Source organism: Thermanaerothrix sp., assembly GCF_056331585.1.
Genome location: NZ_JBWGPQ010000002.1, coordinates 16155 through 31970 on the forward strand (window position 1 = coordinate 16155; position 15816 = coordinate 31970).

Annotated in this window: 13 protein-coding genes; 5 read left to right on the forward strand and 8 right to left on the reverse strand. The window is 52.1% G+C overall.

Annotation, left to right across the window (positions count from 1 at the left end; all coding sequences use genetic code 11):
- Window positions 1-4 precede the first annotated feature (4 nt).
- Both cydC and cydD read right to left on the reverse strand, forming a co-directional pair.
- Window positions 5-1753, reverse strand: coding sequence for a thiol reductant ABC exporter subunit CydC (gene cydC / locus AC01YT_RS01090; RefSeq protein WP_476672302.1), 1749 nt, complete (start codon window positions 1751-1753; stop codon window positions 5-7).
- Window positions 1750-3510 (reverse strand): thiol reductant ABC exporter subunit CydD, encoded by a 1761-nt coding sequence (gene cydD, locus AC01YT_RS01095; RefSeq protein WP_476672303.1) that lies wholly within the window; start codon window positions 3508-3510, stop codon window positions 1750-1752. The genes cydC and cydD overlap by 4 nt, the downstream gene beginning before the upstream one ends.
- 103 nt (window positions 3511-3613) lie before the next feature.
- Between cydD and AC01YT_RS01100 the strand changes: the two genes are divergently transcribed.
- A complete protein-coding gene (locus tag AC01YT_RS01100) occupies window positions 3614-4192 on the forward strand; it encodes a biotin transporter BioY (protein ID WP_476672305.1) in 579 nt (192 codons plus the stop codon).
- Between the two features lie 48 nt (window positions 4193-4240).
- Here AC01YT_RS01100 and AC01YT_RS01105 read toward each other — a convergent pair whose 3' ends face one another.
- Together AC01YT_RS01105 and AC01YT_RS01110 are read right to left on the reverse strand one after the other, a co-directional pair.
- Window positions 4241-5296, reverse strand: a complete 1056-nt coding sequence (locus AC01YT_RS01105; RefSeq protein ID WP_476672306.1) for a bifunctional phosphoglucose/phosphomannose isomerase — start codon at window positions 5294-5296, stop codon at window positions 4241-4243.
- Window positions 5297-5333: 37 nt separating this feature from the next.
- Complete coding sequence (locus AC01YT_RS01110) at window positions 5334-6350, reverse strand: NBR1-Ig-like domain-containing protein (protein ID WP_476672308.1); 1017 nt, start codon at window positions 6348-6350, stop codon at window positions 5334-5336.
- Between the two features lie 130 nt (window positions 6351-6480).
- On the opposite strand from AC01YT_RS01110, the gene AC01YT_RS01115 reads away from it, so the two are divergent.
- Window positions 6481-7305 (forward strand): LabA-like NYN domain-containing protein, encoded by an 825-nt coding sequence (locus AC01YT_RS01115; RefSeq protein ID WP_476672309.1) that lies wholly within the window; start codon window positions 6481-6483, stop codon window positions 7303-7305.
- Here AC01YT_RS01115 and AC01YT_RS01120 read toward each other — a convergent pair.
- From AC01YT_RS01120 to AC01YT_RS01130, 3 genes are read right to left on the reverse strand one after another with little or no spacing between them, the layout of a single operon-like run.
- On the reverse strand, window positions 7302-7952 hold the full coding sequence (locus AC01YT_RS01120; protein WP_476672311.1) for a cyclase family protein: 651 nt from the start codon (window positions 7950-7952) through the stop codon (window positions 7302-7304). The genes AC01YT_RS01115 and AC01YT_RS01120 overlap by 4 nt on opposite strands.
- Before the next feature lie 21 nt (window positions 7953-7973).
- Entirely contained in the window at window positions 7974-9644 is a 1671-nt protein-coding gene (locus AC01YT_RS01125) for a CapA family protein (RefSeq protein ID WP_476672312.1), read from the reverse strand.
- Between the two features lie 24 nt (window positions 9645-9668).
- Entirely contained in the window at window positions 9669-11213 is a 1545-nt protein-coding gene (locus tag AC01YT_RS01130) for a CapA family protein (RefSeq protein ID WP_476672314.1), read from the reverse strand.
- A 271-nt stretch (window positions 11214-11484) separates the two neighbouring features.
- Between AC01YT_RS01130 and AC01YT_RS01135 the strand changes: the two genes are divergently transcribed.
- From AC01YT_RS01135 to fdhD, 3 genes are all read left to right on the forward strand, one after another.
- Window positions 11485-12642, forward strand: a complete 1158-nt coding sequence (locus AC01YT_RS01135; RefSeq protein ID WP_476672315.1) for a thiolase domain-containing protein — start codon at window positions 11485-11487, stop codon at window positions 12640-12642.
- A gap of 64 nt (window positions 12643-12706) precedes the next feature.
- Window positions 12707-14230 carry a YifB family Mg chelatase-like AAA ATPase gene (locus AC01YT_RS01140; protein ID WP_476672316.1) on the forward strand — a complete coding sequence of 508 codons (1524 nt, stop codon included), beginning with the start codon at window positions 12707-12709 and terminating at the stop codon, window positions 14228-14230.
- 142 nt (window positions 14231-14372) lie between these two features.
- Complete coding sequence (gene fdhD / locus AC01YT_RS01145) at window positions 14373-15203, forward strand: formate dehydrogenase accessory sulfurtransferase FdhD (RefSeq protein WP_476672317.1); 831 nt, start codon at window positions 14373-14375, stop codon at window positions 15201-15203.
- Here fdhD and mobA read toward each other — a convergent pair.
- Window positions 15191-15796, reverse strand: a complete 606-nt coding sequence (gene mobA, locus AC01YT_RS01150) for a molybdenum cofactor guanylyltransferase (RefSeq protein ID WP_476672495.1) — start codon at window positions 15794-15796, stop codon at window positions 15191-15193. The two genes, fdhD and mobA, sit on opposite strands and share 13 nt — an antisense overlap.
- Between the last annotated feature and the right edge of the window lie 20 nt (window positions 15797-15816).

The window sequence follows — 15816 nt, forward strand, 5'->3', positions numbered from 1 at the left end:
CCGATTAAGCGGCGAAACCATTCGCGTAACGGCGCGCTAAGTTCAGCATCCGCGTATAGAACCCACGACCTCGCTCTAAGTCGTGGGGGGTGCCTTGTTCCACAATTTGTCCTTGGTGCAAGACCACAATCTCATCCAGCCAGTCTAACCCATGGGGAAGATGAGTAATCCAGATCAGCGTTCGTTTTTCAGCCCAAGCCATGAAACGCCCAGTAATTCGCAAGGCTTGGGTCCAATCCAGATGGACGGTTGGTTCATCCAGAATAATCACCGGGGCCTGACTAAGGAACACCCGCGCCAACGCCAAGCGCTGACGTTCTCCACCGCTCAATTGCAGACCCAGGTTTCCCACCCATGTATTCAATCTTTCGGGTAAACGACGCGCCCAATCCGCCAATTCCACCTGCTCCAGCGCCCACCATAACTGAGACTCATCCGCCTGCGGCGCCCCAAGAGACAAATTACCACGTAAAGTTTCACTGAAAATGTATGGCCGCTGTTCAAGCACCATGAACGTCTGGTGCAGGGTATCTTCATCCCAGTTGGCTAGTGGCACTCCCCCAAGGTATATTTCGCCCTGCTCTACCGCCCAAAAACGAAGCAATAATTGGATTAAGGTGGATTTTCCTGCTCCGCTTGGTCCCAACAATCCAATATGATAGCCAAAAGGTATGGAGAGGTTTATCCGATCCAGGACAAGAGGCATATCCGGTGCATACCGGAAAGAAAGATCACGCACCAGGATATCCGGCCGCCTCACAAAAGATTTATCCTTAACCTCTCCCCCCACCGCGACTCGTGAAGCCATCCCTTCCAATTCCAATAACCGCCGAGCAGAATGCATAGCCAACGGTAAATTCTGTGCCCCTTGCAAAACGGCGCTTACGGCTTCACTGCTTGCGAGGATAACCGCCACCAATACAACCAGCAACACCCCGCTAAACTGTCCTCGGGCTACAGGATCAATCCCCAACCAAAGGACTAACCACACGGTCATCCCTATCCACGCCAGGCTTAATCCATCGCCCAACCCACGGTAATGAGCACGACGTAGTTGAAGGTGATGATACGTTGACTCAAGACGCTCAATTTGGGCAAGGATAAAATCTTCTTGTCCGTAGAGCAGGTAATCCTCCATGCCCTGGATAAATTCCACGATCCGAGTATTGAGAGCGGCACCCGTCTCAACTTGTCGCAGCGTGGGCTTATTCTGAAAAGCATAAACCAGCAACGGCGTTAACCCCCCCGCCCCAACCAATCCTACTGCCACCCACGGCCAAAAAGCCGGTGACAGTAAACCGCTGAACCAGATCATCCCTATCGTAGTGACCATCATGACCAGGGAGGGAGAAATAAAACGAACGTAAAAATTCTCCAAATTTTCCAAATCCGCGATCGAACGATGAAGGACATCACCGCTAGGGAGAAGCGTTTGCCGCGCTGGTAGTAAGGGCACCAGGGTGCGATAAAGCCATCGTTGTAATTGCCCTAGCAGACGCAAGTTGACCCCATGAGACACCCAGCGTTCCAGGTAGCGAATAATACTGCGTGCCAGGCCAAAGAATCGTACTCCCACAATGGCAATATGCAATTCCGCGATAGAGGGATGCAGAGCTGCCTGAGCGATCAGATACGCCGCTGTGCCCAGCAGGCCAACACTGGTCGCAATGGCTGCAACCCCAAGAATGATAGAGACTCCGGCCTGGACAATAAAGGGCTTCAAAAAACGCACTAACCTTCCTATGACCATCATGGTTCTCCCCCCATAGTCCAGCGGGTCATATATGGGGTAAGGCGACCAAGCAGATCCGACGGCTTACCCTGAACCCGAATACATCCATGATCCAACACCAATACCCAATCAGCATTTTGAATAGTGCTCAAGCGGTGTGCAATAATGAGACAGGTGCGTTCCTCCCATAACGCACGAAGATGCTGCTCTAAATAAACCTCCAGATCCGGATCGAGATGAGCTGTAGGCTCATCCATAACCAAAATTGGGGCATCTTTTAGGAAGGCACGAGCCAGGGCAACCCGCTGGGCCTCGCCGCCACTGATGGCCCTTCCCCATTCACCAATCTCCCTTTCCCACTCTTGAGGATACCGTGCACCTATCTCTTCCAGGCCAGCCTGGCGAATAGCCTCGCGAAAAGCATTTTCTGAAGCCATTGGACGCGACATACGAACATTCCAGGCCAGGCTGGCATTGAAAAGATAGGGCATTTGAGGTACCCAGGCTATCCAGCGCCGCCATTCGGCAAATAGAATCTGCGACAGTGGCACGTCATCCACCCAGACTTGTCCCTGTGTTGGCTGAAGAAAGCCCAGCAGTAGATACGCCAGGGTGGTTTTACCCGCACCACTTGGACCGATCAGGGCTACCTTTTGACCACGGTGAATCACAAACCCAACCTCTTGCAGAGTCAACTCAGGCCGCCCCGGATAAGCAAAACTCACGCTTTCAAAACGAATACGCTGAGGTGGCGTCTTCAGCGTAACGGATGGCGTTTGAGACTTAACCTCTAAGACGAGGCGAGAGAATGTTGATTTTTCTGCAGCCTCGTCCAGCAGAGAGAAAATGGATTGCGCCGCGTTAATTCCCGATATTGCGGCATGGAAACGCTGGCCCAGCATCCGCAGGGGCAAATAGAACTCAGGGGCAATTAAGAGGGTAAAGAAGGCCTGAAGAAAATCCAAACGCCCGTAAAGAAGGCGCAATCCAATTTCTACCGCTACCAAAGCCGTGCTGATCGTGCTGATCAATTCCATCGCCAAGGCAGAAAGAAATGTAACCCGTAAGACCGACAGGGTAGTAGCGTAATAAGCGTCACTCACTCGCCCTAAGCGCACTTCACGTTCCCGGGTGCGTCCCATGGCTTTAAGGCTGACCAGTCCCTGTATTGTGTCCAAAATATAGTCATTCAGACGTTGTAGCGCTCGCCATTGACGACGAGTTACCCGTTCCGCCATGCGACCAATCAGGATCATAAACAAAGGAACTAAGGGCGCAGTGAATAAAAAGATGATTCCGGTTAACCAGTCCAACGGAAACACTACGGCTAATATCAACATAGGCACCCCAGCAGCTAACACAATCTGGGGCAGATAGTAGGCAAAGAAAGGCTCTAATGATTCAACCCCCTGCATCAGCGTCGCTGTCAAGTCACCTGCGGGTTGAGTCTTCAGATAAGCGGGTCCGGCATACAGAAGGGCGCGCAGTAACTCACCACGCAATTGGGCTTTTATTCGGACGGCTAAACGTTGGGCTGCCACTTCGTTTACCCACGTTGCTACCGCCCGGGCGGTAATCACCCCTAATAATATACCGAGCCAAGGATAAAGGTCTGCACGAAAGTGGTGATGGATAAAAGCAGCATTCAAGATGTAAGCTAGCGTATAAGCCTGCAAAACAATTAAGCCCCCTAGGGCCATCCCCGTGGCAAGTACCAGGAAGAAACCCCCTCTTTGCAAATGAACCCAATCGAGCAAGCGCCGGACTTCATGCCTCATATTGGTATGATTATAAAACCATGTCTATTACGCACCCCTCAAACCCTTTGCGTGTTAATTCTCCTGAGATAACCATCCTAAACATATAAATGAGGTGAGAGGTATGAATCGTCCCCTAGCGCTAATGCTAACTGCTCGTATTGGGCTCCGTTCAAGTGGATTGCCTAATGTTTTATTGGTTGCTGCCGGAAGCCTTCTCGTGGCAGGGCTTGCCCAGATCCGCATTCCTTTACCTTTCACCCCGGTTCCTATCACTGGTCAAACTCTGGGGGTGTTTTTAGTTGGCGCAACCATGGGTAGTTCACGAGCCGCGCTCAGCCTCGGACTTTATTTGCTTGCAGGGAGTCTAGGGTTACCCTTTTTTGCGGGTGGGGCCAGCGGCTGGAATCATGTGTTTGGCCCAACTGGTGGCTACCTTTTGGGCTTTATTCTCGCCGCCTATGTGGTCGGTCACTTAGCCGAAAAGGGGTGGGATCGCTCGATCACACGGGTAATCGCCATGTTCGCTATTGGGGAAGTTATCATTTTGGGGTTGGGAGCATTAGTGTTATCCCGCTTTCTCGGCCTCGAAAAGGCTTGGCTTGGGGGTATCCTTCCTTTCCTCCCTGGGGATGCGTTTAAGGCACTTATTGCCGCTTTGCTCTTACCCACTGCGCACAAGATAATTGATCCTAAATCCTGAATCAAAAGCGCGGGAGGTCACTAGGTCTCCCGCGCTCTCGGTTTTTGCTTATTGTTTCATCGCTGTTTTAAGACCTTCAATGGCTTGTACCGGTGTAGGATCCACCCCATACGCCATCGCAAGGTAATAAGCCAGGTAATCGCCAAAATGCAACAGCGTCCATTGATACGCCATGCGCCCTTCACCTTTGCCCTGAACAAAATCCACATTGATACCGGCAGTGAGAAAGGCCTGCAAGGTTAATTCACTGCGTAAGCGGTTACGGGGGTGATCGGAGGGCGTGCGCAGAAAGAGCACCATCATTTTTTCGAGAAGTGCTTCGGGATTCTCAACCCCGGCCAGGGTGTTGTGATCTGCCTCCGGTAACACATCAAACTGCGCCCACGCTTTTGCCAGTTCATTGATTTGTCCTTTCCAACGCCGTGCCACCGGTGCCGCCACGTCCGATCCTATAACCACCACCCAGCGTCCCATCAGTTGGCCGGCCAGTCGCTTGGCGGGATTTTGAACGACCGGTATCCCTTTACCCAACCAGCGCTGTTGCTCCCGCATAGCCTGAAGCGCCTGATCAATCTCATTTTTGGGATCTGGAATCAGTCCTAAACGATAGAATAAAGCCAGCAGAAAACCAAACGAGAAGCCAACGGCAGCCCGGGGTTGCCCAGTATGCTCAAATTGCCACACATCCCAGCCGGCCCCTTGTCCGAGCGTGGCCAGTTCTCCACCGGTGGTGATGACCACAACCTGGCAACCGCGTTCGCCAGCTTGCTTCACCGCCGCCAGCGTTTCTTCGGTGTTGCCTGAGTGTGACGAGCCAACAACCAGCGTTTCGGGACCATTTGCCCAAGCCGGCAATTGATACTCACGGCAGGCCAATACAGGTATCCTTAGAAAAGGTTCGCTAAACGCGATAAAGAGATCGGCGCCGATAGCCGAGCCCCCCATTCCAGCGATAACCGCTTGACGAATCGGGGGCTTGATATTTAGTGGAAACTGCATTCCCTGCTTCCATGCATGCGCCAGTTGATCCGGAAGACGGTCAATTTCCTCATACATATTAGAGCGGTCGAGTTGGTTGAATGTCGTTAGGTCGTCTAAGTTCATGTCAGGACTCCGTGAAGAGAATATTGTAAGGAATCTTTTAGGGTGTTAGCCAACGAATGTAATGGATATCTACCAGTCCCTGTTCCTCATCTACACGCACAACCTCAAAGAATGCCACCGCACCGTCTGTGGAACGCACACAAAGAGAGGGAAAGAACAATTCTCCTTGCAATGGTATTGGCGCCGTCTCTCGCGTTAATTCCAAACAACGGACAATCGTTGGTGTTTCGGCAGAAGGCAAAACACCCCACCGAGCCTCATGCTGAGGACTCAGAACCATTCCCCCCGCCGAGCGTTCCACCCAAAAATCTACCTCAGAAGGATCCTGATGAAGCGCAAGATCGGAAAGATGTATCCCTTGTGATACTGTTAGCGTTATCTGTCCTTCTAGCGCAATAGGGGTGGGTGAAAGCGTAGGCGCGGGTAGAAGGGTCGCAGTATCAAGCGCTGGCACCTGAATCCGCACCCAGAACGGAGCGCTGCCGGAAGGCCCTAAACCGAATAGTTTTCCGGAGGGAGATCGCAGCATCCAATAACTGGTGTATCGCCCTTGCCAGGGTGGCGCCATCATTTCGATGCTGATATCCACCGTTTCTCCAGGTAAAACGCGCGTTGGAAGAGGATACGCTGTAAAAGGTGCTAGGTTATCCCCTGAGATCCATATCACACTATACGTACCATCCCACACGCATGCTCCGCGATTGACCAAACGCCAGGTCTTAATAAAACGTTGACCAGGCTCAATCGGTGTATCGTCCGGGATCGCGACATCAAGAGGATTGCCCGCCGCAGCCAATTCGCAGGGCAAAGGGGATAAAGACGGTCGGACAGTTTCTTCCAATGGGAGAAAAATCACCGTGGCTGAGGGGGATGTAGTAAGCGGTTGAACACTTTCGCCAGGTGCGATTGGTGTAGCATTCGTTGGTGAGAATGGGAGAAAAGGAGATGGAACCGCTTCTCCTCCCCATATGCTTGATACTTGACAACCGACGGAGAACAACATTACGCTCGGTGCAATTAGAAGTGCTATGGCAAACACTTTAATCCAGCGCATATGCTTTGATTTTACCCCACCTGATTCTTAATTTAGCCCCTTTGGGTTGCTTCATCTGGTAGCCATATAGAAGTTCAAGGTTAAAATTATCAGCGATAAGGAAAACAAATCCCAGATCACGGGGCATTTTATGTCATTTGCAAAAGTCGGTGTGTATGTAGATGTATCCAATATTTATCTCAATGGGGGTCAACGCATGCAATATGATGTCCTGCGTGAATTTGCCTGCCGCGATGAGGCAGAATTAGTGCGTTTGAACGCCTATGTCAGTTATGATCGCGAACGCGCCGAACGCGATGAATCCTATCGCAAAGGCACCCAAAACTTTCATTCGGCCTTGCGCGACTTGGGTTATAAAGTCATTGTCAAAGAAATCAGTTGGTTTGTGGATGAAAATGGTGTGCGTTATGGTAAAGCCAATGCAGACCTTGAGTTAGCAGTTGATGCCCTGCTCCAGTCGGTAAATCTTGACCGCGTGCTCCTGGTCTCCGGTGACGGTGATTTCGTGCAGGTCGTGCGCGCACTGCAGGATAAAGGCTGTCGGGTCGAAGTCGTGGCATTGGATAATGTCTCTAGCAAATTACGCCACGAGGCCGACTTTTTCATTTCGGGTTACCTTATACCCAACTTGATCCCAGTTACTTCACCTCGTAATGATTTGCCCCCTTGGGGAGAAATTGGCTCTCGTGTCCGCGGTTGGTGTTACTGGCACAGCGACCAGGGTTATGGATTCATGCGCTACCTCAAAACTATCGCACCCAACCTTTGGCTGACCGACACTCGCCATCCCAATTCACCCTATGGCTCGGTCTTTTTCCACGATTCGAATTTACCTGAAGGGGTGCGCTCCGGGCAACTCCCTACCCGCAATTACATCTTTGAATTTGAACTGGCTCGCTCGGAGCGCACCGATAGTTTACAAGCCCTGAATATAGAATTGATCAGCCGCCTTTAATGATCAGCCGACTCTTCAATCAGAATAGCCCGCGCCGGACCACCTTCCACGCCCTGAAACTTGATTGGAAGGCAGATCAGATGATAAAGGCCTGATCTCACCTGAGATAAATCCAATCCCTCAATAATTACGACGCCTGCTCGCAGTAATACTTCGTGGGTAGGGCGAGAGCGTTTGTAGGGTGCTACCGAAAGATAGTCAATCCCCACCAAACGCACCCCCTGCTCAACTAAATATTCTGCCCCATCCTGCGTAATACCCACAAAGTCCGGCCGAAATGTTTTCTCACCCTCAGCCCAATAGCGCGAATTACGGGTCTTAAACAGGACACGCTGCACACCAGGTGCTAAGGGCAAGTGCTGGAACACATCGGCGGTGATCTCCGTGAAATGCTCAGGGACTTCAATCACCTGTGCCGGTCCTATAAGGACTTCCAGCGCAAGGCTCTCTAGGCGGGCACCATTCGGGAGAAAATGATAGGGTGCATCCAAATGAGTGCCGGTATGCAACCCCATCTCGACCTTGGAAACGTTGGCATTGGCGCCTTCTTCGATTTTACTGACACGTTCAATACGGACACTAGGATCGCTGGGCCAGGTTGGGAGGTTAGGCCCAATGGTTAATGAGATATCGTGAATCTTGCGCATGATTTCCTCCGATCACGAAAATTACCAACCCGAAACAGAAAACATCTGACTCAAGAACGCTGCCCGTTCCTCTGAGGTCATCAGGCGAGGACGCGCGTAGTCCTCCAGCATGGTCGTGATCAATACCGTACTAATATGGTGACCATTATAAAACACATGTTGATCAATAAACCCCTTTCGTGTGCCTTCAATCAGGCGATCATTGACATATACATGCATCTGGTCAAAGAAGAGGTTTCCTAACCCATAATGGATAAAACTTCCGTTGTAGAATTCCATCGCCATTGGGTGATGAGCTTGACTCCCGCTGACGATCACGGCACCAGCGTCCGCCAATCTTCGGAAGTCTTGTTGTTCATAGGGCATTACATCCGGACGATAGGATTCGAAATACTGGAAAGTCGCGATAACCAAATAACCAGCTTCCTTCAAGCGGCGGATCTCCGCTTCCATCCAGGGGTAGTCGCAGTTAGCAACGCCGGGCAAATCTGCCGTGGCCCAGATAAATGCCGGGCCAGCTGGATTACAACCGATGAAAGCGAAGCGATTGCTATTGTGTTCCACGGTGACCGCTGCTTTAGCTTGGGCCTCATTTTCACCCGCGGCATAGAACGCCCAGCCCCGCCGACGGTAAAGATCAAGGGAATAGAGCAGCGCATCCCGCCCCCAATCAACACCATGATTCCCGGTCAATTCGAGGATGTCCGTTCCTACATAGTCCAATAACTCGATGTATTTGGGATCACTGCAAAAGATAAGCGAGGTCTGATTGGGATTAGGTGGCGGACACTTAGGACTAAATGAGACTTCATTGCTGATATGCGTTAGATCGGCATTTCGGAGAAGATCCCCCACATCCCGTGCCGGATAAGTTACCCCTTTTTCTTCCATCTTGGCTGCCGTGGCCCGCACCAGTGCGGTAACACCGGTCATGACCATAACTGTCAGTTTCTCTGGATCGCGATTAGAATACAGGGTCACCCCGGCGGTTTTTAACCGATTTTCCATCTCCGCAATGCGTGATACCTCCCCTTGCCACGTGAACCATGCCGTGAGAGGGTAGGCTTGAGGATCAAAGTGTTTATCTATGGGTGATTGTTCCTCAACCCGAATAACCTTCCAGCGCGGCTCCAACGCTTCAAAGGGAATAATCGCAAATGCCGGACGATCCGCCCAAGTTCTTTCAAGCAACACGGCCTCGTTCTCAACCCGTACGTTTTGACCAGCGGGTCCCAATATGTTCTGCATTATCTCAAGCGTAGATGAGGAAACGTAAATAGGACCTTCCAACGGATTGGCTTCATCTCGCCAAGCACGCAGAAGGTCTTGCAAAGAGATATCATCCCTTATGGTCGAAAATGAAGCCACCAGCGCATAAACCCAAGGTGTGCCCTCCTCGGGTTTTCCCAAAGCCATGGTGATATTAGCGTTGGTCTCTGAGTTGGCCATTTCCACTGGAATCGCAGCAATTTGGCGACGCAACCCCTCGGGTAGGTAGGCAGGTAGCCAGAGTCGCAATGGTAACTGCGTAGTCGGGATTGGCTTTGTTGTTGCCGTACTCAAGGGCTGAAAGGGCGTAAGCGTTGCTTCAGAAGGGGAGAGGATGCTCTGAGGTTGTAGCGGCTGAGGTGTGCCGTTACATCCGGAAAGGATCACTACAGCCAACAAAAATAGATAAGTAAGGTGCCGCATGGTGTCTTACCTCATTGAGAATCTTCACCAATCACTCGCAGAAAAGGCCGCCTGTAACAGTTCTTCCCGCTCGGTTGAAGTCATCAAGCGCGGTTGGGCATAATCTTCCAGAATAATGGTAACCAAATCCACACCCAGATAACGCCCCTCGTAAAATAAATGCCGATCTAGAAAGGCACGCCGATTCCAGTAAAACATCTGGTCGAAAAACAGGTTACCCAAGCCATAATGGATATATGCCTCATTCTCAAACGAAAACCCTTGTGGGAAGTGTGCCTGGCTACCGCTCACCACAACCGCTCCCGCCTGAGCCGCAGCCCGGAAATCATAACGCGCCTGACTGGCAGGTTTGAAATCATCCACCTCCAAATGTTGAAAGGTCACAATTGGCAGATAGCCCTCGCTACGTAATGTTTTAACCCGCCCGATCAAGCCCTCCATATCACATGGCGCCGCACCGGCTTTGTCCTGCGTCGCCCAAACTGCTTCAGGCCCAACCGCATTACATCCAAGAAAGGCTAAATGCGTGCCCTTTACGGTCATCTTCAGCACACCTTGGGCTTCTTCGCGATTAGCCCCACCCCCATAATAAGGCAGATTCGCCCGTTGATAGAGGTTTAAGGTATAAAGAAAAGGCTCTTCACCCCAATCCAATAAGTGATTTCCGGTTAATTCAATCACATCAGCGCCGATAAACTCAAGCAGGCTCAAGTAACGGGGATCGCTACAAAAGCGCGCTTCCCGCCGCAAGGGTTTAGCGGGAGGACAATTGGGATCGAACGAAACTTCATTGCTAATATGAAGAACATCTGCCGAACGCAAGAGCGGCGCAAGCACTAGACCAGGGTAGTCCGTACCTTTCTCCTCCATCCGTAATGCGGCATAACGCACCAGTGCCGTTGTGCCGCTCAGGATCACCGAAACCAGGTGTTCAGGCCGATAGTTGGTCACTACTACCTGGGACGTATTCACAGGAGTTTTCACGCCAAACGATATCCATAGAGGGGATGCTTTAGCATCAGATTCAAGGCCGGTCCATCCGTCAATTTTGAGCACCTTCCAGCGTGGATTGAGATCCTCAAAAGGGATAATAGCCCAAGCATGTTGTGCCCAGGCCACTTCCTGTATTCTCTCTTCAGGTTCAACCCGAACGAACTCGGTAGCTGGTGTTCCCCACACCTTCCGCAGTATCTCCAATGTTGAAGGGCTCATCAACAAGGGTTGTCCACCCCAAGCGTTGGTAGGGTCCTTCCAGGGACGTTCGCCCCGCCAGGCCGCATAGACATCACTCCAAGCCACCTCATCTACGGTTGTGGGAAACGGCACAACCAACAGGAACAACCACCTGGCAACGATTTGATCATCATCCTGGGCTTTGCTATCCCAAGGTATTGGCTCAACAACAGTCCCTACTCCACCATCTTCTATAAGGTAACCCGCTTGACGCAATGCCCTTACCAGTAGCGCAGGCAGACCCTTGGCGCTAAGCGCTATTGCTTCATCTTTAGCTTCTTGAGTAGCGTAGGAATCCGGTATTTCGAACGTTTTCCCGAATGTTGTCGGGGTCAATGTGAGAGACGCCGAAAGCGCAAGAGGAGGATCGGTCTCCCGAGCAGAATGGGGAACGCGACCGCTCTGACAACTCACCAGAATGAAGCTCAGGACACCCGTGACAACAAGGATGTCATATACCCAGGATCTATTTGGCCGCCAGGACGAAGCAAAATGCATGCTCCCAATTATACCTACCCCACAGGTTTATACACCACCTGCAAGTTGATAGAAAATGACAGTTCTCCCGACTATAATCTCAATCAACACTACATTGTGAGGGTATTTCATGCGCGAAGTCGCTGTTTTGGGCATAGGGCAAACTTCCATCGAGGAGCATTGGGAAAAATCACTGCGTGAACTGGCTGGCGAAGCCGCCCTGGCCGCTTTGCAGGATGCAGGCATCACCCGTGTGGATGGGGTATTCGTCGGTAATATGATGGCTGGCTCGGCGAATCAACAACAGCAGCTAGGGGCTTATATTGCGGATTGGGCGGGTTTGCGTTATGCCGATGCCATGCACATCGAAACGGCTTGTTCCTCCGGGTCAGCCGCTTTCAGGGCTGCCCTGATGGCAGTAGCATCTGGGATTCTGGATGTTGTTTTGGTAGTGGGGGTGGAAAAAATGTCCGATTCGCCAGGAGACGAGATCACAGCCGAGTTAGCCACTGCGGCCGATGCGGATTGGGAATCGGCTTATGGGGTGTCTTTTGTCGCCCTTAATGCCTTAATCATGCACCGCTACATGCACGAATATGGCTGGCGTCATGAGCATTTTGCACCTTTCTCAATCAACTCGCATCAGAATGCGTTACATAATCCTTACGCACGTTTTCATTCCCTGCTAACTCAGCAAGACTACGAAAAAGCACCGATGATTACCCCACCCATTAACCTGATGGATGCTTCACCGATGGGAGATGGTGCCGCCGCCGTGGTTTTGGTGCCAGTTGAACATCTTCATCGCTACCCCCCCAAGCCCCGCGTGCGCGTGATTGCTTCAGCCGCCGCAACGGATACCATTGCCGTAGCCAGCCGAAGGGATGCGCTTTGGCTGTGTGCTGCCGAACGTTCCGCCCGTCAGGCTTATGCTCAAGCGGGAGTAAGTCCAGAGGATATTGATGTCTTTGAACTCCACGATGCCTTTACCATTATGTCCGCCCTTTCGTTAGAGGCTTGTGGCTTTGCCGAACGCGGTCAGGGCCCGCGGTTGGCTTTGGAAGGCGAGATCCAAATTGGTGGACGCATTCCCATCTGCACCCGGGGCGGGCTCAAGGCTCGTGGGCATCCGGTTGGTGCAACCGGCGTTTATCAGATCGTTGAGGTTGTGCAACAACTGCGGGGAGAGGCCGGTGCCACCCAGGTAGAAGGGGCTAAAATCGGCATGACTCAGAATATTGGTGGGAGCGGGTCCAATATTATCACCCACATCTTTCGCGCTGATTGAATCACGAAAAACTTCCTGCACGCCGTCAGTTGACAAAACCGAACTCTAAACCTAAACTAACCTCATGCTAGCCCGCGTCTTCTCATGTGCTGTGATTGGTTTAGACGGCGTGATTGTCGAGGTTGAGGTGGATGCCTCGCCCGGTCTGCCGGGTATGGTGATTGTGGGATTACCCGACACCGCCGTCCAGGAAAGCCGTGAGCGGGTTCAGGCCGCGATTAAAAACAGCGGCCTCACTTATCCTCGTAAACGCGTGACCGTGAACCTGGCACCCGCCTCAGTGCGCAAAGAGGGTCCGGCTTATGATTTACCCATTGCGTTGGGGGTACTTATGGCCAGCGAGCAGATACCTCTCGAAGCGCTCGACGGGGCCTTGGTGGTAGGTGAACTTTCCCTGGATGGTAATGTCCGGCATGTGCGCGGGGTATTACCCATGGCCGCCACAGCCCGCCAGCAGGGTTTTCAACGCCTCTTCGCCCCGCACACCGATGCCGCAGAAGCCGCCTTATTGCCTGACCTCGAGGTTTATGCCGTGGCTACCTTGGGGGAACTGGTGGGGCACTTGTTGGGGAATCAGCCTTTATGCCCACACCCACCCGTTCAACTGAATTGGGAACCCAATACCTTGGTGCAAACCGACTTTCAAGAGATCAAGGGTCAAGAGCATGCCAAGCGCGCCTTGGAAATTGCCGCCGCCGGAGGACATAATGTGCTCATGATCGGCCCGCCCGGCGCCGGTAAGACCTTGCTAGCGCGCGCCATGCCAGCCATCTTACCAACGTTGACCCTCGAGGAAGCCCTCGATATCACCCGCATCTACTCCGTGGCCGACCAACTCCCTGCAGACAGCCCTCTCGTTCGGTCTCGCCCTTTCCGTGCTCCTCATCACACCATTTCCCATGCCGGCCTGGTAGGCGGCGGACACTGGCCTCATCCAGGTGAAATTTCTCTAGCTCACCGTGGCGTGCTCTTTCTAGATGAACTTCCCGAATTCAGCCCTCGCGTGCTTGAAGTGTTGCGCCAGCCACTCGAGGACAAAATTGTCACTATCAGCCGCGCCAATGGATCCCTAACATTTCCGGCCAACTTTCAGTTAGTTGCCGCGATGAACCCCTGTCCTTGCGGCAACTTTGGTGACCCTCAAAAAGCGTGCACCTGCTCACCCAGCACGGTAACCAAGTACCAAAAACGCGTCTCGGGACCATTACTTGACCGCATTGATCTCTTTATCGAGGTGCCACGAGTGGACTATGAGAAAATGGCCGACCGCCGCTTGGGTGAGTCCTCAGTGGCTGTACGTAAGCGGGTCGAGGTAGCCCGCGAACGCCAGCGCCAACGCTTTGGCACTAACGGGGTCACGTGTAATGCCGAAATGCGGCCGGTGGAAGTGCGGGAACATTGCAGACTCGAGGAAACTGCCGCCACCCTGCTGCGCACCGCAGTTTCTCGCTATCAATTGTCGGCGCGCGCCTATCACCGCATCATCAAGGTAGCCCGAACCATTGCCGATCTAGCAAGCTGTGACCAAATCCAGCCCCACCATGTCGCCGAGGCATTGCAATACCGCCCTAGGGGATTGCTCTTATAATCTGCTCTGCATTTTTGAGCCCATCACAAGAAGAAGTGACCGGCCGATGGGCAATCCATGCTCACCGGTTGTAATTCCGAGTGGTTAAGGTAAAATTAGGCTAAAAGGTTATTTAGTGGTAACTCCGAGTATAGGTAGATCTATGGAAACAGGGACACACTTGTTATCCTACTGGCACTTTGAGAATCAGCACTGGGTTCAACTCCAGGGTGAGATCATCACCGAAACACCGGTAGACCTTAGCGTCAACGGCGAGAGGTGGATCACACTTATGTGCACCCCCACGCATCTAGAAGCCCTTGCACTCGGGTTTCTTTACAATGAAGGTATCATCCAATCAGCGGAGGAGGTCGCAATAGTTCAAGTATGTGAGAATGGTTGCAATGTGGATGTGTGGCTCAATCGGTCTGTGCCAAAACCCTCGCACTGGCGGAAGACCTCCGGATGTAGTGGTGGCATCACCAGCCAGGAATCGGAATTCCATCCCTCTCCGTTACAGGGTTACAATTCCGAAGTAATTTTTACTCCAGAAGAAATCCTCAACGGGTTAAGTCAACTATATCAAGCACAGGATTTGTATCAAGCCGCACGCGGAGTGCACAGCAGTGCTTTAGGCGACGGCGAACGCCTATTGATTCAAGTCGAAGATATTGGCCGCCATAATACACTGGATAAAATCGCCGGTTCGATGCTCTTACAAAAAGTTTTCCCACCGCGCCGCATCCTCTTTACTACTGGGCGTATCTCATCCGAGATGTTGCAAAAGGCGGCTCGCCTGGGTGCGCACGCTTTGGTCTCTCGCACCTCTCCAACTGCGCTCTCGGTTCGCCTGGCCGAACAATATGGAATTACATTAATCGGCTATGCCCGGCGCAATCAGTTTAATGTTTACGCTCACCCTGAACGCTTACATGGCTGGCCGCAAAACAATCCAGTCATATCACCCGCCCTAAATATACCTCATTCTAAGTAAATAGTACGTGCCAAGTCTTCAGCATTTGCTAGTTCCTCGGGCGTATTCACATTCATGAAAGCCAGGCCTCGAGGGTCAATGACCTTAACTTCTTCCCAGGGGATAACCTGCCAGCGCACTTCTGGCAACCAGGAAATCATGCGCCGTTCCCCTCTTTTCAAAGCTCGCTCTACAGCCGGTAAACAGGTATCGCGGCGATAAACCGCATGAAAGGGTTCCAAGCCCTCACCAGACCGGGGAAGAACAGCATCCCACCCTCCCTGAACCAGGCGATTTTGGGCTTCCAATAATAAACTCGAATTGACAAACGGCATGTCACATGCGATCACAATGACATAAGGGTAGCGCGCATAACTCAAAGCGGTATAAAGCCCCCCTAATGCCCCTAGCCCCGGAATGCGATCGGCGACAATCGGGTAACCTAATTCCAGGTAGGGCTGTGGGTCATTGGTAACAACAACGATCTCGCGAGCCAATGGACGGACACGACGAATCACCCGCTGGATAAGGAGTTCACCCAGAAAAGGCACCAATGCTTTATTGGTACCCATACGTTGGGATTGTCCTCCCGCTTGAACGAAAACACTGGTCATAAGATTATGTATAATTATAA

Excerpts from the sequence above, each read along its gene's own strand:
- cydC (WP_476672302.1), bottom strand. The coding sequence starts at position 1,753 with ATGATGGTCATAGGAAGGTTAGTGCGTTTTTTGAAGCCCTTTATTGTC.
- cydD (WP_476672303.1), bottom strand. The coding sequence starts at position 3,510 with ATGAGGCATGAAGTCCGGCGCTTGCTCGATTGGGTTCATTTGCAAAGA.
- AC01YT_RS01100 (WP_476672305.1), top strand. The coding sequence starts at position 3,614 with ATGAATCGTCCCCTAGCGCTAATGCTAACTGCTCGTATTGGGCTCCGT.
- AC01YT_RS01105 (WP_476672306.1), bottom strand. The coding sequence starts at position 5,296 with ATGAACTTAGACGACCTAACGACATTCAACCAACTCGACCGCTCTAAT.
- AC01YT_RS01110 (WP_476672308.1), bottom strand. The coding sequence starts at position 6,350 with ATGCGCTGGATTAAAGTGTTTGCCATAGCACTTCTAATTGCACCGAGC.
- AC01YT_RS01115 (WP_476672309.1), top strand. The coding sequence starts at position 6,481 with ATGTCATTTGCAAAAGTCGGTGTGTATGTAGATGTATCCAATATTTAT.
- AC01YT_RS01120 (WP_476672311.1), bottom strand. The coding sequence starts at position 7,952 with ATGCGCAAGATTCACGATATCTCATTAACCATTGGGCCTAACCTCCCA.
- AC01YT_RS01125 (WP_476672312.1), bottom strand. The coding sequence starts at position 9,644 with ATGCGGCACCTTACTTATCTATTTTTGTTGGCTGTAGTGATCCTTTCC.
- AC01YT_RS01135 (WP_476672315.1), top strand. The coding sequence starts at position 11,485 with ATGCGCGAAGTCGCTGTTTTGGGCATAGGGCAAACTTCCATCGAGGAG.
- AC01YT_RS01140 (WP_476672316.1), top strand. The coding sequence starts at position 12,707 with ATGCTAGCCCGCGTCTTCTCATGTGCTGTGATTGGTTTAGACGGCGTG.
- fdhD (WP_476672317.1), top strand. The coding sequence starts at position 14,373 with ATGGAAACAGGGACACACTTGTTATCCTACTGGCACTTTGAGAATCAG.
- mobA (WP_476672495.1), bottom strand. The coding sequence starts at position 15,796 with ATGACCAGTGTTTTCGTTCAAGCGGGAGGACAATCCCAACGTATGGGT.